The organism is Paenibacillus oleatilyticus (assembly GCF_018998565.1).
In the GTDB taxonomy this organism is placed as follows: Bacteria; Bacillota; Bacilli; order Paenibacillales; family NBRC-103111; genus Paenibacillus_G; species Paenibacillus_G oleatilyticus.
In genome coordinates, this window is the sequence record NZ_JAHNZO010000008.1 from 62,535 (window position 1) to 83,932 (window position 21,398).

Annotated in this window: 18 protein-coding genes; 13 read left to right on the forward strand and 5 right to left on the reverse strand. The window is 57.8% G+C overall.

The annotated features are described in order from the left end of the window. Positions 1 to 35: 35 nt before the first annotated feature. The gene (locus KQX66_RS12505; protein ID WP_216792808.1) at positions 36 to 482 is read left to right on the forward strand and encodes a hypothetical protein; all 447 of its coding nucleotides are present in this window, start codon (positions 36 to 38) and stop codon (positions 480 to 482) included. Between the two features lie 109 nt (positions 483 to 591). Here the strand turns inward: KQX66_RS12505 and KQX66_RS12510 are convergent, their stop codons facing one another. Beyond that, positions 592 to 1,230, reverse strand: coding sequence for a YgaN family protein (locus KQX66_RS12510; protein ID WP_216792809.1), 639 nt, complete (start codon positions 1,228 to 1,230; stop codon positions 592 to 594). Positions 1,231 to 1,461: 231 nt separating this feature from the next. Between KQX66_RS12510 and KQX66_RS12515 the strand changes: the two genes are divergently transcribed. The 9 genes from KQX66_RS12515 to KQX66_RS12555 all read left to right on the forward strand — a co-directional run bounded on the left by KQX66_RS12515 (position 1,462) and on the right by KQX66_RS12555 (position 11,475). Then, positions 1,462 to 2,478 (forward strand): NAD-dependent epimerase/dehydratase family protein, encoded by a 1,017-nt coding sequence (locus tag KQX66_RS12515; protein WP_216792811.1) that lies wholly within the window; start codon positions 1,462 to 1,464, stop codon positions 2,476 to 2,478. Between the two features lie 3 nt (positions 2,479 to 2,481). Next, positions 2,482 to 3,549 (forward strand): dihydrodipicolinate synthase family protein, encoded by a 1,068-nt coding sequence (locus KQX66_RS12520; protein WP_216792813.1) that lies wholly within the window; start codon positions 2,482 to 2,484, stop codon positions 3,547 to 3,549. A 24-nt stretch (positions 3,550 to 3,573) separates the two neighbouring features. Then, complete coding sequence (locus KQX66_RS12525) at positions 3,574 to 4,776, forward strand: M20 metallopeptidase family protein (protein WP_216792815.1); 1,203 nt, start codon at positions 3,574 to 3,576, stop codon at positions 4,774 to 4,776. A gap of 105 nt (positions 4,777 to 4,881) precedes the next feature. After that, entirely contained in the window at positions 4,882 to 6,234 is a 1,353-nt protein-coding gene (locus KQX66_RS12530) for a nucleotidyl cyclase domain-containing protein (protein WP_216792817.1), read from the forward strand. 48 nt (positions 6,235 to 6,282) lie between these two features. Continuing rightward, positions 6,283 to 7,152 (forward strand): sugar phosphate isomerase/epimerase family protein, encoded by an 870-nt coding sequence (locus KQX66_RS12535; protein WP_216792819.1) that lies wholly within the window; start codon positions 6,283 to 6,285, stop codon positions 7,150 to 7,152. 39 nt (positions 7,153 to 7,191) lie between these two features. Then, positions 7,192 to 8,250 (forward strand): Gfo/Idh/MocA family protein, encoded by a 1,059-nt coding sequence (locus tag KQX66_RS12540; protein ID WP_216792821.1) that lies wholly within the window; start codon positions 7,192 to 7,194, stop codon positions 8,248 to 8,250. A 15-nt stretch (positions 8,251 to 8,265) separates the two neighbouring features. Further along, the gene (locus KQX66_RS12545; protein WP_216792823.1) at positions 8,266 to 9,150 is read left to right on the forward strand and encodes a sugar phosphate isomerase/epimerase family protein; all 885 of its coding nucleotides are present in this window, start codon (positions 8,266 to 8,268) and stop codon (positions 9,148 to 9,150) included. A gap of 4 nt (positions 9,151 to 9,154) precedes the next feature. Then, a complete protein-coding gene (locus KQX66_RS12550) occupies positions 9,155 to 10,057 on the forward strand; it encodes a Gfo/Idh/MocA family protein (RefSeq protein ID WP_216792825.1) in 903 nt (300 codons plus the stop codon). A 266-nt stretch (positions 10,058 to 10,323) separates the two neighbouring features. After that, positions 10,324 to 11,475 carry a cation:proton antiporter gene (locus KQX66_RS12555; protein ID WP_216792827.1) on the forward strand — a complete coding sequence of 384 codons (1,152 nt, stop codon included), beginning with the start codon at positions 10,324 to 10,326 and terminating at the stop codon, positions 11,473 to 11,475. Between the two features lie 56 nt (positions 11,476 to 11,531). Here the strand turns inward: KQX66_RS12555 and KQX66_RS12560 are convergent, their stop codons facing one another. From KQX66_RS12560 to KQX66_RS12575, 4 genes are all read right to left on the reverse strand, one after another. Further along, a complete protein-coding gene (locus KQX66_RS12560; RefSeq protein WP_216792829.1) occupies positions 11,532 to 13,121 on the reverse strand; it encodes an extracellular solute-binding protein in 1,590 nt (529 codons plus the stop codon). 81 nt (positions 13,122 to 13,202) lie between these two features. Beyond that, positions 13,203 to 14,078 (reverse strand): carbohydrate ABC transporter permease, encoded by an 876-nt coding sequence (locus KQX66_RS12565; RefSeq protein WP_216792832.1) that lies wholly within the window; start codon positions 14,076 to 14,078, stop codon positions 13,203 to 13,205. 30 nt (positions 14,079 to 14,108) lie between these two features. Beyond that, entirely contained in the window at positions 14,109 to 15,089 is a 981-nt protein-coding gene (locus KQX66_RS12570; protein ID WP_438804190.1) for an ABC transporter permease, read from the reverse strand. A 283-nt stretch (positions 15,090 to 15,372) separates the two neighbouring features. After that, positions 15,373 to 17,655, reverse strand: a complete 2,283-nt coding sequence (locus tag KQX66_RS12575) for an AraC family transcriptional regulator (RefSeq protein ID WP_216792834.1) — start codon at positions 17,653 to 17,655, stop codon at positions 15,373 to 15,375. Positions 17,656 to 17,850: 195 nt separating this feature from the next. On the opposite strand from KQX66_RS12575, the gene KQX66_RS12580 reads away from it, so the two are divergent. Genes KQX66_RS12580 through KQX66_RS12590 form a run of 3 tightly spaced genes read left to right on the forward strand, consistent with a single transcriptional unit; the run spans position 17,851 to position 21,241 of the window. Next, positions 17,851 to 18,933 carry a hypothetical protein gene (locus KQX66_RS12580; protein WP_216792836.1) on the forward strand — a complete coding sequence of 361 codons (1,083 nt, stop codon included), beginning with the start codon at positions 17,851 to 17,853 and terminating at the stop codon, positions 18,931 to 18,933. Further along, on the forward strand, positions 18,930 to 19,673 hold the full coding sequence (locus tag KQX66_RS12585; RefSeq protein ID WP_216792838.1) for an N-acetylmannosamine-6-phosphate 2-epimerase: 744 nt from the start codon (positions 18,930 to 18,932) through the stop codon (positions 19,671 to 19,673). The genes KQX66_RS12580 and KQX66_RS12585 overlap by 4 nt, the downstream gene beginning before the upstream one ends. Continuing rightward, on the forward strand, positions 19,670 to 21,241 hold the full coding sequence (locus tag KQX66_RS12590) for an FAD-dependent oxidoreductase (protein WP_216792840.1): 1,572 nt from the start codon (positions 19,670 to 19,672) through the stop codon (positions 21,239 to 21,241). Before KQX66_RS12585 ends, KQX66_RS12590 begins: the two co-directional genes overlap by 4 nt. The last annotated feature ends 157 nt before the right edge of the window (positions 21,242 to 21,398 follow it).

Below are 21,398 nucleotides of genomic sequence, written 5' to 3' on the forward strand. Positions count from 1 at the left end.
TCGAAAGCACTGACAGAAAGGAAAGTGGGGAAGACATGACGGAAGAAGAAGCAAAGCGGCTGCTGATGCTGCACGGTTTCTTAATTGACGAGGCGATCGATCATCCGAAGGGTCAAACCGGATTTCTGATGTCGCTTCGCCCGTACCGCGGCTTGATCGAAGAGAACTTGCACGAGGTCATGTACGCTCTGTATATCCTGCAAAAGAGGCTTGGGCCGGACGCTCCGCATCTGGATCGGGATATTGTCACCGCCGTATGGGGGATGTGCCACTTAAGCCGGGCGTGGGGCGTTCATCCGGACGGCATGCTCCGTTCTAACCGGTTGATCGCGGAAGAGGACGTTCGCCGCTTGGAGGAGTGGATCGACATGATTTCGTATGCGTTCCTGAATTTATTGGAAGGCAATGGGGATGAGGCCTTTTTCGAATATTTGGAAAGCTACGGCGCATTCCGGGAGCCGAAACTTGAAGAGGAAGGGTAACCCGTCGATGTCCGGCAATGATATTTGCCATAGAGCTTGCCCGAGGCGAGGCGCAATTCCTGCAACTGAAAGGGTGCGGCTCGGGCTCGGGGTACACAACTGAACTGAATTACGATTTAAAACGGCATTTCAGCAGATAAACTTCATCGTACGATTTGATTAATTCGTCAGGTTCTGGTCTGAAAGTTATCGAACCCAGCTCTTTCTTCAGCACGATCGCACTCAAAGTAATAGGCTCCTCCGGTACGATCTTTTGGCTGCCAATCATCGAGCCCCACGTGGATGAAGCAAAAGCTTCTCTAGCTATGGAGCCCTTGCTGGAGGAGAAGCTGCCTCCGTCCCGCACTGAAACAATCCACATTTGTTCCTTATCGTTTACGCTGGTCAGGCTCCAGTACAGCTTATTTTCCCGCTTGGACCTCATGCTCGTCCCCATCGATGCCAGAGTCTCCTTATACGATCCATTCACGTAGTGCTCCATCCAGCAATCGATCCAGGCGATATTCTCGTCATCCGTTTGAAACTTATAGATGAATAAACTGTCCGCGCCTGAGGCGCTTCGGATGGAGGCATATTCATCATCCGTTGTCGGAACATAGCTTATCGCATTTGCTTTTTCACCCGGAAAAACGGTTGAACTCGCGCTTATATTGACCAGCTTCGCAAGGTGCTTCTTCGGTGCGTCATTCCAGATCCCGGCCGCGAAGGCAAGCGCAAACAAACAAGCAAGAAATATTTTTAGTTTCATCGGATAAGACCTCCATACGTATTCGTGCAAACGGAACGTTCCAGCATCAACATACCATATTTTGGTTTTTTGTTCCAGTTGGAACCCCGTAGTCGTCAATCCTGCGAGCAAAAGTGTGGGCTTTGCCAACTTGATTTAAAGACAAATTAAAGATTTGTCTCTAAATATCCTCTGGCGCTATGATGTAATTGAAATCGCTATCAAACGTGACGAAGGGAGCTGTTTTGATCGATGAGAACCGTGGAGGAACTGGAGCATAGGCTTGCCGAGCCGTCGCCTGCTTTGGTGCAGGAGCTGAAGTCGCTGGAGGGGGACATCATGCTGCTCGGCGTAGGCGGCAAAATGGGACCGAGTCTCGCCAAGCTGGCGATCAACGCGATCCGGGAATCGGGGGTCAGCCGCAAAGTATACGGCGTGTCGAGATTTTCCGAACAAGGGCTGAAGGAAGAGCTGGAGAGCTTCGGCGTCGAAACGATCGCGTGCGATTTGCTGAACGATGAGCAGCTTCAAAAGCTCCCTGACGTGAAAAACGTCGTTTATATGGCCGGTACGAAATTCGGCACCACGGGCAGAGAGTATTTTACATGGGCGATGAACGCTTATTTGCCGGGCCGCGTGGCCGAGAAGTTTCGCCATTCCCGGATCGTGGTATTCTCTACCGGCAACGTCTACCCGTTGACTCCTGTCCTTCAGGGCGGAGCGAGCGAATCGACAGCTCCGTCGCCGGTCGGCGAGTACGGGCAGTCGTGTCTCGGGCGGGAGCGGGTGTTCGAGCATTTCTCCCATCAATACGGAACACCAGTGTTGATCTACCGTCTCAATTATGCGATCGATCTGCGGTACGGGGTGCTGCTCGAAATTGCAAAATCGGTGAAGGAAGGCCGCCCGATCGACGTGTCTATGGGGCATTTCAACTGCATCTGGCAGGGCGATGCCAACGAGATTGCGCTTCGATCGCTGCTGCGCTGCAAGCAAGGGGCGGAAGTGCTGAACGTGACCGGCCCGGAGACGGTTTCGATCCGGTATGCGGCTGCGGAGCTCGCCAAGCGGCTTGGAACGGAAGCGGTGTTCACCGGACAGGAGGCGGACACGGCGCTGCTCAGTAACGCTTCGAAATGTATGCAGCTGTTCGGGTATCCGCGGGTATCGCTTTTGCAAATGATCGATTGGACGGCCGAATGGGTGCTGCACGAAGGCAAGACGATCAACAAGCCGACGCATTTTCAGGAAAGAGAGGGGAAATTTTAACGTATGGGCGTTAGAAAACCGTTGTCACCGGAACAATCCCGGGCGCTGCACGAAGGGCTGGTCATTCCCGCTCACCCGCTGGCGCTGGACGAACAGCGGCGGCTCGACGAACGCAGCCAGCGCGCTTTAACCCGCTATTATATCGCATCCGGCGCCGGGGGTGTCGCAGTGGGCGTGCATTCGACGCAGTTTGAAATTCGCGAGCCGCAGTTCAATCTGTTGGAAAAAGTGCTGCGGATGGCCTCCGAGGAGGTAGACCGGGCCAACATCAAGCGTCCGTTCCTGAAAATCGCCGGCCTTTGCGGTCCGACCGAGCAGGCGCTGAGCGAAGCGGACACGGCGGTCGGACTCGGGTATGATGCCGGGCTGCTGAGCATGGGCGGACTGCAGAGCTTGAGCGAGGCGCAAATCCTCGAACGCACGGCGCGGGTCGCCGAAAAGCTGCCGGTGGTCGGCTTTTATTTGCAGCCGTCCGTCGGCGGGAAAGTATTCAGCTTCGACTTCTGGAAGGAATTCGCCACCATCCCCGGCATTGTAGCGATCAAAATGGCGCCCTTCAACCGGTACCAAACGATCGACGTGGTGCGGGCCGTCTGCTATTCGCCGCGGCGCGACGAGATTGCGCTGTACACCGGCAACGACGATAACATCGTAAACGATCTGCTGACCACATACCGCTTTATGGTAGATGGTAAGCCCGTGGAAAAACGGATCGTCGGCGGGCTGCTCGGGCATTGGGCAGTGTGGACGCGCAAAGCGGTCGAGCTGCTAGAGGAAATCAAGCAAGTGCGGGAATCGGGGACGATCGGCAGTGAGTGGCTGACCCGGAACGTAGCGGTGACGGATGCGAATGCGGCGTTTTTCGATCCGGCGCACGGGTTTGCCGGCTGCATCCCAGGCATCCATGAGGTGCTTCGCCGTCAAGGGCTGATGAAAGGCATCTGGTGCCTGAATCCTCACGAAACGCTGTCCCCGGGACAGGCGGAGGAGATCGACCGGGTGTACCGGGACTACCCGGAATGGAATGATGACGCGTTCGTTCGCGAGCATTTAGCGTCTTGGATGGCTTGACTTACCAGGGAAAGGGGTGAACGAATGAATGCGAGCTATGAACCACATCAAGAGCTGCTGGCAGCCGCGGAGCGGCTTGCGGGCTCTTTGGTAGCATTTCGCCGCGACCTGCACGCCGAGCCCGAGTTGAGCTTGGACGAGCGGGAAACGTCCCGAAAGGTGGCGGAGCAGTTGACCGGACTCGGGCTTGCGGTGCGGACCGGCGTCGGCGGCTACGGCGTGACGGCCGAGCTTCGCGGCAGCGGACCCGGGCCCGTCATTGCGCTGCGCGCCGACATGGATGCGCTGCCGGTGACGGAAGAGACCGGCCTGCCGTTCGCCTCGCGCCGTCCGGGCGTCATGCACGCCTGCGGCCATGACGGGCATACGGCGATTTTGCTCGGCGCGGCCCGGCTGCTTATGGAGCGGAGGGAGCGGTTGAACGGCAGCGTACGGTTCCTGTTCCAAGCGGCGGAGGAGATCAACGCAGGGGCCAAAGCGATGATCGCGGACGGCGCGCTGGACGGCGTCTCGGAAATTTACGGGCTGCACAATTTGCCGACGCTTTCGGCAGGTAAAATAGCGACTCGCGCCGGTGCGCTTATGGGCTCCGTCGACCGTATCGAGATCGACATCGAAGGGAAAGGAGGGCATGGGGCCATCCCCGATCAGTGCATCGATCCGATCGTGGCGGCTTCGGCCGTCGTTTTATCGCTGCAAACCGCCGTAAGCCGCGAGCTTTCGCCGTTCGCGCCCGCCGTCGTGACCGTCGGCAGCCTGCAGGCCGGAGAAGCGAACAACGTTATCCCGCACCGGGCTCGTCTGACCGGGACGGTACGGACGTTTGCGCCGGAGGTGCAAAGCGGCATGCCGGAGCGGCTGGAACGGCTCGTGACGCGGATCGCCGAAGGCTATCGTTGCCGAGCCGAGCTGCGTTACATTCCGCAGACCCCGGTGCTTGTCAATCACGACGACTGCCTGGCCCACGCCGAGAGCGCCATGGACAGGCTTCTGGGGCGCGAACGGCGCGTACAGGCGGAGCCGACGATGGCGGGCGAGGACTTTTCCGTCTATTTGCAGCGGATGCCGGGCTGCTTTTTTTGGCTCGGCTCTGGCCCCGAGACGGGAGCGGAGCAGGCTTTCGGGCTGCATCATCCCCGGTTTACGCTTAACGAAGCGTGTCTCCCGGTTGGGGCGGCGGCGCTCGCCGCCATCGCTTTGGAGCGTCTGGCGGCGGGGCAGGCATAAATGAAGCTCTTCTTTGAAAACGTCATCTTTTTGCAATTGGCAGATTCCTCCTGTCAGGTATAATGGAGATAGATTGAACACAAGCATGGGTAAGGCGGGGTTGTCATGTTCGGGACTTATCGTCCGTCCACCGAAGAAAAAGGAATTCCGATAGCGCTGATCGGACCGGAGCCGATGATTCCCGTCATGCTGCAAGCGATGAAATCGTTTCCGTCTTTCGTCCCTGTCACCGGGGCGTACGCGAATCTGGAGGAAGCGGTCCAACGGACCCGAGACCTGATGGACCGCGTCGAAGTGATCTTATATTCGGGACCGCTTCCATATCAGGTATGCCACGACCGTGTCCAACTGCGCGTACCCGCTCATTTTGTTCCGTTGAACGGCTCGGGACTGTACCGGTCGTTGTTTCGGGCGGAGCGGATGGGGCGGCTCGGTGCCATGTCCGTCGATACGCTGACCCGTCAGCCGTTCGTGAAGACGTTCCGCGAGCTGGGCCAATCGCTGCCAGAACTGACGTTCTATGCAGGCCGAGATCCGCTGGATGCGGAAGCGATGGTTCGTTTTCATGCGGAGCAATATGCTCAGGGAAATACGGTGATTGCGTTAACTGCGCTCCGTTCCGTGTCGTTGAAGTTAAGCGAGCTCGGCGTGCCGAACGAATGGGTGCTGCCGACCGAACAGGATATCATCGTCGCGCTTGAACGGGCGCTGTTGTCTACCGAATCCCGCCGCAGCAAGGAATCGCAAATTGTGGTGGGCTTGATCGACGTGGACGGGTTCCGCAAAGCGGCCGATCTCCGGAAGTCGGAGCATGACGTGCAGCGGCTGAAGCTGGACATTCACCGGATGATGCTCGAGTATGCCGAAACGCTTGAAGGCCACTTGACCCCGCTCGGCGGCGACGAATTTTTGTTCGTCACGACGCGGGGGACGTTCGAGCGCCATACGGGCGGGTACAAGTATATCCCGCTGGCCAAACTAGCGCAGGATACCTTCACCCTTTCGCTGAGCATCGGCATCGGCTTCGGCCGGTCGGCCCACGAGGCGGGCTCGCATGCCCGGATGGCGCTGCGGCGGGCCAAAGACGCGGGCGGCGGCATCAGTTTCATCGTCCGCGAGGACGAGAGCGTCATCGGTCCGCTGGAAATGGCCGAGCCGCTCAGCGCCGGCCTGTCGCTGCTGGACGCCGCCTTGATCCGGAAAGCGGAGGAGGCCGGCTTGACCCAAACGTATATGAGCCGGGTAGTCGCCCAGCTCACCCGTACGGGCAAGACGGACTACAACGTTCACGAGCTGGCGTCGGTTCTCGGCGTGACCGTCCGCAGCACCCACCGGCTGCTGACGCAGTGGATGGACGCAGGACTGGTCAAGGTGGCCGGAGAGGAACGGGGCAGAGCGAAGGGGAGGCCGAAGCAGATTTACCGCTTTTCCTTCCTGGACGACCTGCTGCGCCGTTAAAAAGCATGCTTGTCGTTTATATCGGACTTAGCTGAGGAGGATGTACGCATGAAATTGGGATTAAGCACCTACAGTTTATACCGGGCTATCGATAAGAAGGAATTAACCGTAACGGAAGCCATCCGCTGGATTGCCGACAATGGAGGCGAGCATGTGGAGATCGTACCGATCGGGTACGACTTGACCGACAATCCGGGGCTGATTGAAGATATCCGCAAGACCGCAGACCAAGCGGGACTTGACATTTCCGGCTACGCCGTCGGCGCGAATTTCGTGCAGGCCACCCCGGAAGCATACGAGTTGGAGATTGAGAATACGATGCGCCAGGTCGACATCGCCCGCGACCTTGGAGTGAAGCGGATGCGTCATGATGTCGCGTCACGTCCGATCCCCGAAACGTCGATCCGCCAGTTCGAAGCGGACTTGCCCCGCCTAGTCGAAGCGTGCCGACGTATCGCCGATTACGCAGCGCAGTTCGATATCGTCACGAGCGTAGAAAACCACGGCTTCTACCTGCAAGCGAGCGACCGGGTGCTCCGGCTCGTGCACGAGGTGGACCGTGCTAATTTCAAGACAACGCTGGATATCGGCAATTTCCTGTGTGTGGACGAGGACCCGGTCAGCGCCGTTTTGAATAACATTCCGTTTGCGTCCATGGTGCATTTGAAAGACTTTTACCGCCGTCCGTCGTACCGCAATCCGGGCGAAGGCTGGTTCAAGTCGACCCACGGCAACTTCCTGCGGGGCGCCATCGTCGGACAAGGTGACATCGATATGCCGGAGGTCATCCGGGTGCTGAAGGCTTCGGGATACGACGGGTATTTGTCTGTCGAATTCGAAGGTATGGAGGACCCGAGAACCGGTTCGCGAATTGCCATGGATAACGTCCGCCGGTTGTGGCAGGAAGCCGTAGTGTAAATCGAAAACAACAGGAGAAGCAGGAGGAACAGGGGAACGATGAGCAAAATCAAAATCGGAATTATCGGAGCGGGCTCCATTTCGGAGCAGCATTTCAGAGCCTATAGACATCATCCTGAAGTGGAAATTTATGCCGTATGCGATTTGAACGAGGAACGGGCAAAAGCGAAGGCCGAAGCGTACGGCGCAGCCAAAGTGTTCACCGATTACCGTGACCTGCTGGCGCTGCCGGACATTCACGGCGTCAGCATCTGCACTTGGAACAACTCCCATGCCGAGATCAGCATCGCGGCGCTCGAAGCGGGCAAGCACGTGCTCGTGGAGAAGCCGTTGTGCCAGACGGTGGCCGAAGCGTTGAAGGTTGAAGAAACGGTGCGTCGGACGGGCAAGCTGCTGCAGGTCGGCTTCGTTCGCCGGTACGGCAGCAATACGGAAATCTTGAAAAAATTTATCGATGCGGGCGATCTGGGCGAGATTTATTACGCCAAAGCCTCTTGTCTGCGCCGTCTCGGCAACCCGGGCGGCTGGTTCTCGGATATCAAGCGCTCCGGCGGCGGTCCGGTCATCGACCTTGGCGTGCATATTATCGACATTTGCTGGTACCTGATGGGCAAGCCGAAGGTCAAGTCGGTCTCGGCCAATACGTACAACCGCCTCGGCAACCGCTCGAACGTGGAACACTTGGATTTCTACAAAGCCGCCGATTACAACGCGGCGCTCAACACGGTTGAGGACATGGCCAATGCGCTCATCCGCTTCGAGAACGGGGCGAGCCTCATGGTCGATGTCAGCTTCACGCTGCATGCGAAGAAGGATGAGTTGTTCGTCAAGCTGTACGGGGACAAGGGCGGAGCGGAGCTGGAGCCGGAGCTTGCGATTATCGCGGAGAAGTACGATACGATTCTGAACGTCGCGCCGCAGGTAGACCATCCTTCGTTCGATTTTATCGCCGGGTTCCAGCAGGAGATCAACTATTTTATCGACAGCTCGCTCGGACGAACGGAAACCCGGAGTCCGGTGGAAGACGGCGTCGAAGTAATGAAAATGCTGTGCGCCATTTACGAATCGGCCGCCCAAGGTCGCGAAATCGAGCTCTAAGGAGGAGCGAAGGTTATGGCATTGACGAACAAGATCGGAGTTATTTCGGACAGCTTCAAGCTGCCGCTGCGTGAGAGTCTGCTGAAGTCCAAGGAGCTCGGCGCCGACGGCGTGCAAATTTGGGCCACCAAAGGGGAAATGGACCCGGCGAATCTAAACGCTGACGCTCGGAAAGACCTCAAGGCTTATCTCAATTCGATCGGGCTGGAGATTTCCGCTTTGTGCGGCGATTTAGGCGGACACGGCTTCCAAGATAAGGAGGCGAACCCGGCCAAAATCGAAACATCGAAGCGGATTCTCGATCTGGCGCTTGACTTGGGTACGAATATCGTGACGACGCATATCGGTCTGGTGCCGGAGGACCCGGCCGATCCGATCTATGCCGAGATGCAGGACGCTTGCGGCCAACTGGCCCGCTATGCTTCGTCCGTCGGCGGGTATTTTGCCATCGAGACCGGTCCCGAGACCGCCGCACATCTGAAAAGCTTCCTGGACAGCCTCGGCTCCAAAGGGATGGCGGTCAACTTCGACCCGGCCAATATGGTCATGGTGACCGGCGACGACCCGGCCAAAGGCGTTCATACGTTGAAAGATTATATCGTCCATACGCACGTGAAGGACGGACTCCGGCTGCGTGAAGCGGACCCTCGCGCCATCTACGGCTCCCTCGGGTACAAGCCGATGGATCATGAGGAGATTGCGCGGATGGTGAGCGCGGGCGAATTTTTCCGGGAGCTGCCTCCCGGTGAGGGGGCCGTCGATTTCGACGCGTACTTCCAAGCGCTGCAAGACATCGGGTATACGGGCTATTTGACGATCGAGCGCGAGGTCGGCGATCAACCGGAGGAAGATATCCGCAAAGCGATTCAATTCATCGAAGCTTACCGGAAGCGGGGCTAAGTGTATGGATGCGGCGCTGCGCATAGGCATCATCGGGCTCGATACGTCGCATGTAACGGCGTTCACGAAGCTGCTGAACGACCCGTCGGATGCCAACCATGTGCCGGGAGGACGGGTGATCGCCGCTTATCCTGGCGGCTCCGCCGACTTCCCGCTCAGCATTGGCCGGGTCGGCGGTTTTACGCAAGAGCTTCGGGAGCAATACGGCGTGTCCATCATGGAAACGCCGGAAGCCGTAGCGGAATCGGTCGATGCGCTGCTGCTCGAGTCGGCCGACGGAAGAGTACATTTGGAGCAGTTTCGCGTCATCGCGCCATACGGCAAGCCGGTATTTATTGATAAGCCGCTCGCGTTGAGCTCGCGGGAGGCGTATGAAATCGCCGAGCTTGCGCAGCAATACGACATTCCGGTCATGAGCGCTTCCGCGCTGCGGTATTCCGAAGGTCTTGTCAGCGCTCTGGCGGAAGCCGACGGAGCCATTACGGGAGCCGATGCCTTCGGACCGATGCATCTCGAACCGACGCAGCCGGGGTACTACTGGTACGGAATTCATACGGCCGAGCTGCTGTACCGCGTCATGGGAGCAGGATGCCGGGAAGTGGCCGTGTCGGCGAACGACGATTTCGATGTCATTACCGGCGTCTGGCAGGACGGCCGGATCGGTACGGTACGGGGCAGCCGGCGAGACGGTCAAAGCTTCGGCATCACGCTCCAGACCGGCGGAGGACCGCGCCTGATCGACGTGTCCAAGGACAGCAGACCGTTTTATGCCAGCTTGCTGGTCGAGGTCATGAAGATGTTCAGGACCGGCGAACCGGGCATTCCGCTGACGGAGACGCTGGAGATCATCCGTTTCCTCGAAGGGGCCAACGAAAGTCGGGCGTCAGGACGGCGGGGCCTGCTGTAGCCGCAAGCGAAGTGGGGGGACGCGTTATTCCCCTCAAGCCATATTTTTCTTGCCGCATTGTTGAAACCGAAATCGCATCCTTGCGTATTAGTATCGTAACGTTAGCTATCCTTGGAAAAATTAAATAGGAAATACCTGGAGGAGCCTGTCACCTTAGCATTGCTATGTTTATTTTAGCAGCTATGGTTGATGGGCTTCTTTTTGTATGTTTTTGCCTGAATATCCACAGGATAAGCACGATAACAACAGAGGGGCGGTCGGTCATTATGCTTATTTTTCAACTGGCTATCATCTTGCTTGCTTCCAAAATTGCGGGGGACCTCAGCGTTAAATTAGGACAGCCTTCCGTGCTCGGGAAGCTGCTGATCGGGATTGTCTTGGGACCGACGGTGCTCGGACTCGTCACGAATACCGATATTTTAACGGAAATTAGCCAAATCGGCGTCATTCTGCTGATGTTCATTGCCGGACTGGAAACCGATGTCGAGGAATTCAAGCATACGGGGAAGCCTTCCGCTTTTGTAGGGGTTGCGGGGATTATTGTGCCGCTGATCGCAGGTTTTTTGGCCGGGCAAGTGATGGGGCTGCCGACGATACAGGCCGTATTCCTCGGATTGCTGCTGTCGGCCACCAGCGTCAGTATTTCGGTGCAGGCGCTGAAGGAAATGGGGCAGCTGAAGTCCCGGGCTGGGGCAACGATTCTTGGCGCCGCGGTCATCGATGACGTACTGGTCATTATTGCGCTGGCGTTTGTGATGAGCTTTGCAGGAGGAGACGTGAATCTGGGTATCGTTGTCCTGAAAAAAGTAGTCTTTTTCGCCGGAGCGATTCTCGTCGCATGGAAGGTCGTTCCCTGGGTGCTGAAAAAGTTCGCGCCTCTCCGTGTGACCGAAGCGGTCATATCGGCCGCTCTTATCATCTGCTTTGCTTACGCCTATTTGGCCGAATATGCCGGGGTTGCCGCCATCATCGGAGCTTATATCGCCGGTGTGGCGATCAGCGTCACGAAATACAAGCACGAGGTGTTCGAAAAGGTCGAAACGATCGGCTATTCGATTTTCGTTCCGGTGTTCTTTACTTCCATCGGCGTGACGGCGGAGTTCACGGGAATTGCCGGCAATCTTGGCTTGATCGTCGTATTGAGCGTCCTGGCGATTCTCACGAAACTGGTTGGCTCGGCACTGGGGGCGAAATTCGCCGGCTTTGCCTGGAGACCTTCCTTGGGCATCGGAGCTGCTATGGTCTCGCGGGGCGAAGTCGCGCTGATCATCGCCGCCATGGGGCTGGACGCCGGTTTGCTGAGCAAAGAGATGTTTGCCGTCCTCATTGTCGTCGTCTTGGTGACGACCCTCGTGACGCCACCGATGATGAAATGGTTTTTCAAGGAGCCAAGGACTTCTCAATCCATGGAAAAGTGAAAATTGGAAAAAGAGTCCCGGACAACGATCTGGGACTCTTTGTGTCTAAACCTGCATTACTTCCACTGCGGGCCGGAGTAGCCATTCGCCTTGAGGCCCTCGTTCACTTCCTTGATGATCTGGGCGCCGCCTTTGTCGGACCATTCCTTGACCATTTTATCCCAATCGGACAGCGGCTTTTCGCCGAAAATCATTTTCGTTTGTTCCGTGTACAGGAACTTGGACAGCTCGGTATCCTTCGAGGCCTTCGTCTCGGAGAACACGGAGTAGGCCGGATTGATCAGATGCTTCGTCTCGCCGTGCATTTTCTCCAAGCTGGCCGCCAGATCGCGCAGCAGCGGAACGTTATACTCCTTCGAGTAGCCGTTGGCCGCGTCGTTCGGAGCCCACATCGTTTTGTCCGGCAAATAGTTGATCGGCGCAAGACCTTTTTCCTCGACCTCGCGGCGCACGCTGCCGTTCTCGATATTGTAGCCTTGGCCTTCCTTGCCGTTTAGCCAGTCAAAATCGGCATTGCTCGCGTTGCGCTGCTCCAGCGGCACAAACTTCCGGCCGTAGTCGAGCATCTCCATAATTTTGTTTACCTTGTCCGGGTCCTTTGCCAGCTTCGCATTCAGCATGACGATGCCATAGAAGCCGGGGGAGGAGGTGAACCCTTGCGACCCGTCCGGCGCTTGGAACGGGGGAATCGGCACGATTTTGGCGTTCGGGTTCACGTCAACCAGGCCTTGCATAGAGGTCGGGTTCATACCGCGCGGTGTGCCGATGAAGATGCCCGCTTTGCCGGAATAGAACTCCTTGTTCGTCTGCGTCCAGTTGAGCAGGGCAAAGTCTTTTGTAATCGCGCCTTCCTTGTACAGGTCGGCCAGCCAGCCGATGTGCTCTTTCCGCGCTTCGGAGATAATGCCGGGGATCACTTGTCCATCGGCGTTTTTATGGTACCAGGCATCGAGATCCCAATAAGCCCCCATCCCGAAGCTCGGGTTAATGTTCGCGGACATGGCGAGCCCGTACGTATCGTTCTTGCCGTTGCCGTCGGGGTCGTTTTGGGCGAAGGCGATCGCCACTTTTTTCAGCTCGTCGTAGCTTTTCGGAACCTCCAGCCCCAGCTTGTCCAGCCAATCTTTGCGGATGATCGGGGTCAGCTGGTAGTTTTCGGTTAAGTATTTTTGGACCGCGTATATTTTGCCGTTCACCGTAACGGCTTTGCGGGTATTTTCCGGAATTTGCTTCATCGTCGGGTACTTGTCGAGCAGATCGTTCAGCGGCAAAAAGGCACCTTGCTTCGCCCATTTATAGAAATTCGAATCCGGTCCTTCCATGACGATGATGTCGGGAATTTCGCCCGAGGCCACGACGGCGCTCAGCTTCTGGTCGTAATCGGAGCGGACCACGTACTGCGGCTTGAAATCGACGTTGAATTTCTCGTTGATCATCTCCAGGCCCTTGCCTCCGGTCGGAGGAAACGCCCCGTAACGGAAGTCGATCATCGTGATCGTCTGTTTCTTCTGGCTATCCGTTGCGGCTCCGGCGCTTCCGGCGTTCGGTTGATCGGTCTTCGCGTCACTGCCGCCGCTGCAGGCGGACGTTAACGTGATGGCCCCGACGAGCGCGGCGGCCGTCCATGTTTTTCCTCTGTAATTCATTGACAAAGCCCCTCCCATGTTTGGATCATACTCTGAATCCTTGGTTTATACAAGTTCGTGCGTCTGACAGGATGTCCCAAGTCAGCCTTTAACGGACCCAAGCATCACCCCCTTGGCAAAATGCTTTTGCAGGAACGGATACACAACGAGAATCGGAACCGTCGCGACGATGATCGCTGCCATTTGGATCGTATCCGCCGGCGGAGCGTGTTCGAGCAAAATCTGACCGCTGCCGAGCGCCGTCTGCGCTTCTCCGACGACGACCATTTGCCGCAAAATGACTTGAATCGGCCATTTTTCCGGTTCGTTCAAGTACAGGATGCCCGTGAAGTAATTGTTCCAGTGCAGCACCGCATAGAACAGGGCGAAGGCGGCCAGTGACGGTTTGGATAGAGGCAGCATGATGTTCCAGAACACCTTCAGGTCGTTGGCGCCGTCGATGACCGCCGCTTCGTGCAGCTCGTTCGGGATGCCGACGAAAAACTGCCGCATGACGATCAGGTTGAACGGATTGATGGCGATCGGCAGGATAAGCGCCCAGATCGAGTTCAAGAGGTGCGTTTCCTTCACGATCAGGTACGTCGGAATCATGCCTGCGCTGAACAGCAGCGTGAAGAGGACAAGCACCAGCATGATCCGTTGGCCGATGACCGGACGGGCCAGCGTATAAGCGAAGGTGGACGTAAACGCCAGGTTGACCGCCGTGCCGATCACGGTCACAAGCACGGTCACGCCGACCGAACGGACGAACGACTCCGAAGCGAAAATATATGCGTAGGCGCTGAGCACCCATTCCTTCGGAAACCAGATGATGTCATGCTGCAAAAACTCTTTGTACGAGGCAAAAGAGACGGCCAGCACGTACCAGAACGGCGCCAGCATAATCGAGGCGATGAGGCCGAGCAGCAGGACGTTGACGATATCGATGAACCGGTCTCCCAGGGTTCGATGATGCATGCGGATCATCCCTTCTGAAGCGGACGCAGCCTAGAATACGCCGTCGTCGCCGAGTTTTTTGGCTATATAGTTGGCCGACAGCACGAGCACGAGCCCAACGGCTCCTTTGAACAAGCCGACCGCTGTCGCGAAGCTGTAGTCCGACTGTCCGATTCCCTTGAAGAACACGTATGTATCGAGGATGTTGCCGATTTCCATATTGAACGGATTCAGCAGAAGGAAGATTTGTTCGTATCCGGCATCCATGACATGTCCAAGCCGCAGGATGAGCAGGATGACAATCGTATTGCGTATGGCCGGGAGCGTGATGTGCCACATTTGGCGGAACCGTCCCGCGCCGTCGATGACCGCCGCTTCGTAGAGCTGGGGGCTGACGCCGGCGAGCGCCGCAAGGAACAGAATCGTTCCCCAGCCTGCTTCTTTCCAGATCACCTGAAGGATGACGATCGGCTTAAAGTAGCTCGGATCGGTTAAGAACGGAACCGGTTGCGCAAGGCCGAATCCTTGCTTGAGAAGATCGTTGACGACGCCGTTTCCTTTCAAAAAGATCGTGCAGATCCCGATGACAACGACCCATGACAGGAAGTGGGGGAGATAAATCACCGACTGGACGACGCGCTTATAGACTTGATTGCGCAGCTCGTTCAGCATCAGGGCCAGCACGATCGGAACCGGGAAGGCGAATACGATTTGCAGAAACGAGATCGACAAGGTGTTCCACAACACCTGCACGATTTCCGGATCTTCGAAGATCCGGGCAAAATGCTTCAAGCCCGCCCACTCGCTGCCCGCAATCCCTTGAAACGGGCTGTAATCGATAAAGGCCATATACAGCCCCGCCATGGGGACGTAGCGGTAAATCAGGAAATAGGCGATGCCGGGCAAGCCGAGCAGCAGCAGGTACCGGTCCTTCCATAGCCGGGCCCGCAAACGTCCGAGACGGCTCGTGGAAGAGGTCTTACGGATTGCGGGTGAGGAGTGGGGATGGGGGTTCAAGGTGCTCAAGCGCATTCCTCCTTGGGGCCGCAACGAACCGGAGGCGTTTACATTCCGACGGTTGCGAATCGTTGTTGTTGATCCGATTATCCGGGAAGGGGACAAGTCACGGCAATTCTCCATTTTTCATGGATAAGACAAAAAAGGATAAAGATCCGCAAAAAAAGAAAAAAGCCGCGGAAGCGCGTCAGGACGGGGTTTATCGCTATAGGGGAGCGGCGGGGACAATCAAAAAACGCCGGTTCGGAAGGGCCCGAAGCATCGGCGTTTGAAGGAAAACAGCGGAAACGGAAGAGCTTCAATCGCCCCGAAATCGCTTGCGGTATTCGCCCGGCGGAAGCTGTTCGTGCTGCTTGAACACGCGGGTAAAATTTTGAACGGAGGTGTAGCTGAGTCTCTCTGCAATATCTTTGATCGGCATTTCCGTGTGCGCCAGCCATTCTTTGGCTTTGTCTATTCGGAACCGGATGAGATAATCGATAAAGTTCATCCCCGTCTCTTCCTTGAACATCCGGCTGAGCTGGGAAGGAGATACGCGAAGCCCGTCGGCCAATTGCTGAAGCGACACATCCGTATCGAAGTGGTTATGGATAAACCGGATGACCTCGGCGGTCATGCGCTGTTGTTTGCCTGTCTGCGCCAGCTCCAGCCGTTCGGCGATGGAGGGGAATACCGTGCCCGCCAGCCATTCCGCTACTTCGCTCATCGTCGTCATTTCGTAAAGCCGCTTGTAAGGATCTTCCCCGAACACCTCGTGTGGGGCTAGTTCCAGTTCCTGCATGTAGAGAACCAGCTCGCCGATCAGGTGGGCGAACAAGCCGAGCGCCGCATTGAAATGCCGGACGAATTGCGGCATGTCCTGAACCCATTCGTGCAGCAACTCAGTGCCTTCGTCCGCTTTTCCCTGCATAACGGCGGTAACGATCTGCTTCTCCCGTTTGATGATATCGCTTGCAAGCTGGTTTTCGGCCGGAACGACCTGCTGCGGCGTCAGCAGCTTGCCCGGTCCGTACAGGAGCCTGTAGCCGAGCAGGTCCCGCGCCTCCCGGTAGGCGTCGTTAATATCGCGATACGTCAGGACGGGATGAGAGCAGGCGATCGTGACAGTAAATTGAAAATATTTGGCGGCGGTCTCGAGGAACTTCTGTGCGGCAAGCAGCAGGTTTTCCAGTGCGGCGTCACCTTTTTCGAGTCCGGCGATCAGGGCCATTTGGCCTGGCATGGTAATGCCGGATGCGCAGGAAAACGACTCCTCGAACACTTCCTCCGTCATTTTGCGCAGGGCGAACATCATGAGGGACCGGTCTTTGTCTTGGTACTGCAGCTGAAAGCGGGCGTAGTCGTCAATATCGATCAAGCACACCGCATACCGGCTGCCCCGGAGCTGGAATCCGAACGTCTGTCGGACCCGTTCCGCCTCGCTGCTGTTCATTTCACCGCGCAGCAGCTGATGCACGATCGTTTCTTTTAGATATGGCGATTGTTCGGTTAGCTGCCGACGCAGCTGCTCGTTCGTTTGGAGCATCCCGGTCACGTAGGCATCGAGCACGTGCCACTCGTTGCCGGTCCCGGCATGGGAATTCTCGCGAGACGGGGGCAGAAGCCGCTGCAGCAGATGCTGTACGGGACCATACATCCGGGTTGAGCCGAAGCGGGCAATCAACACCCAAAAAGCGGCGAGCAGCAGTACAATCCCAAAGGTCGTCACTTGAATCCGGTCAGCTTGACGGGTCAGCTCCTTCTTGGGCGTCATGGCCACGTGCGTCCATCGCGTATAATCCGACTGCCGGACGGCAAGCTGGTACGTTTCTCCGCCGATGTCCGTCTCTGCGGGCTCGCCGGAGTAGTAACGGGGCAACCCGCCGGCGAACAGGGCAGGCCGGGTGCCGATTTCCCCTGGCGTCCTGCTGATCAGGACGATGCCCTTCTCGTCGAAGACGTACAGCTTGCGGTTCCCTCCTAAGGGAACATGTGTGGCAAAGTCGGCCAACTTGTCCTTCTGGATGTGAAGCATCAGGATTCCGCTCCCCTGTATGTCGGAGAAAATCGGCACCGGCCTTAAATAGAGCAGCTCGTTCTGTCCAGGATAGGTGTCGGGCGCTACGATCTCGGAGCGAAAATGAGGCGGAATCCGGTCTATAATATTGCGGTAAGCGAATTCATTAAGCTCGATGAATCCGTGCTTACTGGAATATACTTTGCCGAATTTCAAGAAGATGACGGAAACGTCATATTGAAACTCGGAGATGCTCCGCTGTTTTTGAATCGTATCGGCCAGCTCCTGCATTTCATCCAAATATTTGCCGGAAGGCCCAAGCTTCACCGCTTGCTCCAAAGCCCGGTGATTGGCGAGCTGAATGGAAGCTTTATCGAGCCCGGCCCAGAACAAATCGACCTGGCGCTGCATTTCTTGTAAAACGATCTGATGGTTTTGGTTGACCTCGTCTTGAATGGCTGCGGCGGCCATGCGCGCAAGGACGGTTCCGGTCAATATGACGGGCAGCAGGCTGATGACGAGGGAGTAAACGAACAGTTTCCTTTTAAAAGACGTATTGCGAAACCATGGGAACGGTCTCCACATGGACTTGCACCCCCGCTGGCCTAAAGTTGTTCTCTCTTTGTCTCTATATGTTACAGTTACATTAAGAGTAGTCTGTCCGGATGCGGACTGTCAAGGAAGGTATGGGAAAATTTCTCCAAAAAACAAAAATAATAGAGGAGAAATCCTCCATTTTATGATATAGTAATGGAGAATGCAGTCAGAGGAGAGTGAGTCATGGATTCCATCGTTTCATCCTTGGTTCGAACTTTAACGACCTATTTTACGGATTTGCTGGAACAACAAGCGGACGGCAGCCTCGGCATCCGGGATGACGAGCTTGGCGCTTTGGCGAGCTGCTGCACGACGGGCCAGGTTGCGGCCTTCTTCGTCCTGGATTATCGTTTGCATGGAGGAGAGGGACTTGCCATTGCCTCGGGCTTAGCGGCGAACGTGCTCTTGCGACAGCGGCCGGACGGGGCGTTCGGTCAGCCCTATTACGTCAAGTACGGCGACCCGGAAACGGTCGATATCGCGGAGATCGGTGCGGTGGCGAACAGCCTGTACCTGCTGCACCGTCATACGGGCTCCGAAGAAGCGAAAGAAAGCCTGATTCGGTCAGCCTATTATTTGCTTACGGAGGTCGCGGCGGAGAAGCCCGGGGCTGTCTATAAAAATCCGAATGCGCGGCATCATGACGTGCTGAACGGGGATATGTACGCGGCGCATACGTTCGCCCGGGCGTATGAGCTGAACGGAGACGCCCGCCTGCTGGAGCAGACCGTCCGCGTATTTCGCCACTTGATCGAGCGGTTCGGCAAGCACGAGCCCGATTGGTGGCCTTACATCGAGCACTGGGATGGGAGCGTAGCGATGGGTAACAGCGTCAGCTATCAGGGCATCATCGTCGCCTTTGCCGTCACGGCGCTGCCACTGCTCCCGCAGGAGCTGCAGCAGCAGTGGCGTGAGACGTCGGAAGCGGCGGTGCGCCGGATGCTGGCCGCCATGAAGGAGGGGCCGAACGACGGCAACGAAGCGCCGTGGTGGTGCAGGGATTGGAGCAATGTATGGGAGATTGACTTGGCGTTCACCCGTTACGCTCATCTCCCCGAAGCCGGCGATTATGCCGAAGGCCGTTTGAAGGAACTGGACGACCGGCTAACGCGCGAGGGCTGGTCGGTGTTCGCGCCGAAAGGCTTGCAGCACGATCCGGAGCGGGCTCCGGTCAGCACGACGTTCCGGAAAGCGGCGACGTTCGCCGGTATTTTGGCCTCCATGAAGCTGGACGATTCTTGGGGCATCGGGAGGGAAAACCAATGACATCTATCAGACCAAAGCGGTTGCCTATGCCGCCCGGATTGATCGTATCTTGCCAGGCGCTTCCGGGGGAGCCGCTGTACGGCGAAGGGATTATGGCCCGCATGGCGAAGGCGGCGGTTATCGGGGGAGCGGTGGCGATCCGCACGAATGGCATAGACGATATCCGCAGTATTAAGGCCGCGGTACAACTGCCCGTGATTGGGCTGCTTAAGCGGGATATTCCGGGCTCGGAGATTTATATTACCCCTGAGCTGGAAGACGTGGAAGCGGTGCTTGCGGCCGGAGCCGATATCGTCGCGCTCGACGTGACGAACCGGGAAAGCCGGCTGGAGCGGGTCGTTCCGCTGCTGGAGCGGATTCGCGAAGCGGGAGCGCTTGCGATGGCCGACGTGTCCACGGAAGACGAGGGGCTTGCCGCCGAGCGGCTTGGCTTCGACATCGTATCGACGACATTGTCCGGCTATACGCCGTACAGCCCGCAGACGAAGAAGCCGGACCTGGAGCTGGTCCGGCGGTTGTCGGCCCGGCTGACCGTGCCGCTTGCCGCGGAAGGGCGTATCTTCAACGCCGAAGAAGCGGGAGCGGCGATCGAAGCGGGGGCGACGTTCGTGGTCGTCGGCGGAGCCATTACTCGCCCGCAGCTCATCACGCAGCACTTCGCCGAGGCTGTGAACAGCCGTTTGGATGCAAAGCCTGCCGTGGCCGGAAGTGGGGAAGCGCAAAGGAGGTCTGGGCTATGAACCGGCAGTGCGGATGTGACATTGCCGTGATTGGCGGCGGCATCGGAGGCTGTGCCGCAGCGGTTGCCGCGGCCGAAGCCGGGATGCGGATCGTGCTGACGGAGGAGACCGATTGGATTGGCGGACAATTCACGAGTCAGGCCGTTCCGGCGGACGAGCACCGCTGGATCGAACAGTTCGGCAGCACCCGCAAGTACCGGGAGTTCCGCAACCGCGTTCGCGGGTATTACAAAGCGAACTATCCGCTGACTGCGGAAGCGATGCGCAGCGACCGGTTCAATCCGGGCAAGGCCAGCGTCAGCCGTCTGTCCTGCGACCCGCGCGTCGCTCTCACCGTGCTGCAGGATATGCTCGCTCCGCATATCCATGCGGGACGAATCACACTGCTGCTCAACGTTCGCCCGATAGCGGCGGAAACGGACGGCGATACGGTCCGCTCCGTCACGCTGGAGCATACGTTGTCCGGCGACCGTGTCGTCGTCGAAGCGCGGTATGTGCTCGACGCGACCGAATGCGGCGATCTGCTGCCGCTGACCGGAACGGAATATGTGACGGGGGCCGAATCGCGCCGGGACACCGGGGAGCCGCATGCGCTCGAAGGGGAACCGGAGCCGCTCGACATTCAATCGGTGACGTGGTGCTTCGCTCTCGATTACCGCGAGGGGGAGGACCATGCGATCGAGAAACCGGCGGCGTACGAGTTCTGGCGGAGCTATCAGGCTCCGTTTCAGCGGGACCGGATGTTTAGCTGGACGCCGCTGAAAACGAACGAGGCGGTGAAGCGTTTTTCGCTGTTTCCCGAGCCCGGAGCTTTTTCGTTATGGGATTACCGGCGGATTGCCGACCGGTCGCAGTTTGCGCCGGGGACGTTTGACAGCGACTTGACCCTCGTCAATTGGCCGCAGAACGACTACTGGCTCGGCAATGTTTATGAGGTGCCGGAGGAAGAGCGGCGGCGCCATTTGGAAGGAGCTAAGCAGTTGAGCCTTAGCCTGCTGTACTGGCTGCAAACCGAAGCGCCCAGGCCCGACGGCGGGAACGGGTATCCCGGACTGCGGCTGCGCGGCGATGTGACAGGGACGGCGGACGGACTGGCTAAGGCGCCGTACATCCGCGAATCCCGCCGCATCCGGGCGGAGTTTACGGTCAAGGAGCAGCATATCAGCCCTGAGGTACGCGGTGCGAACGGCGCGGAGCCGTTCCGCGACAGCGTCGGCATCGGCAGCTACCGGATCGATCTGCACCCGACGACAGGCGGCCGCGAAGGCTTCTATATCCCGAGCCTGCCGTTTCAAATTCCGCTCGGCAGCCTGATTCCGGTGCGGATGGATAATCTGCTGCCCGCCTGCAAAAACATCGGCGTCACGCATTTGACGAACGGCTGCTACCGTCTGCACCCGGTGGAGTGGAATATCGGCGAAGCCGCCGGTGCGCTGGCCGCATACTGCTTGCAACGGGGAGTTTCGCCGCGTCAGGTGCGCCGCGATTCGGCGCGGCTTGCTGATTTCCAAAGCGCGCTGGTCCAGCGTGGGGTGGAGCTGGCGTGGCCTGTTATGGGGCCGGTGTAGCCTGGGGCAGGGGTGGAAGCTTGTTAGGTGGGACGAGGCACGCTTATGGGGGGAGCGGGCTCTTGCTGCAAACCGGTTATCGACCGGTTGCAGCGATAGGGGGGCGCTGTGTTTGGAGCGGACCGATCTATCGAGAGATTGGCATATGGCGGTCTGC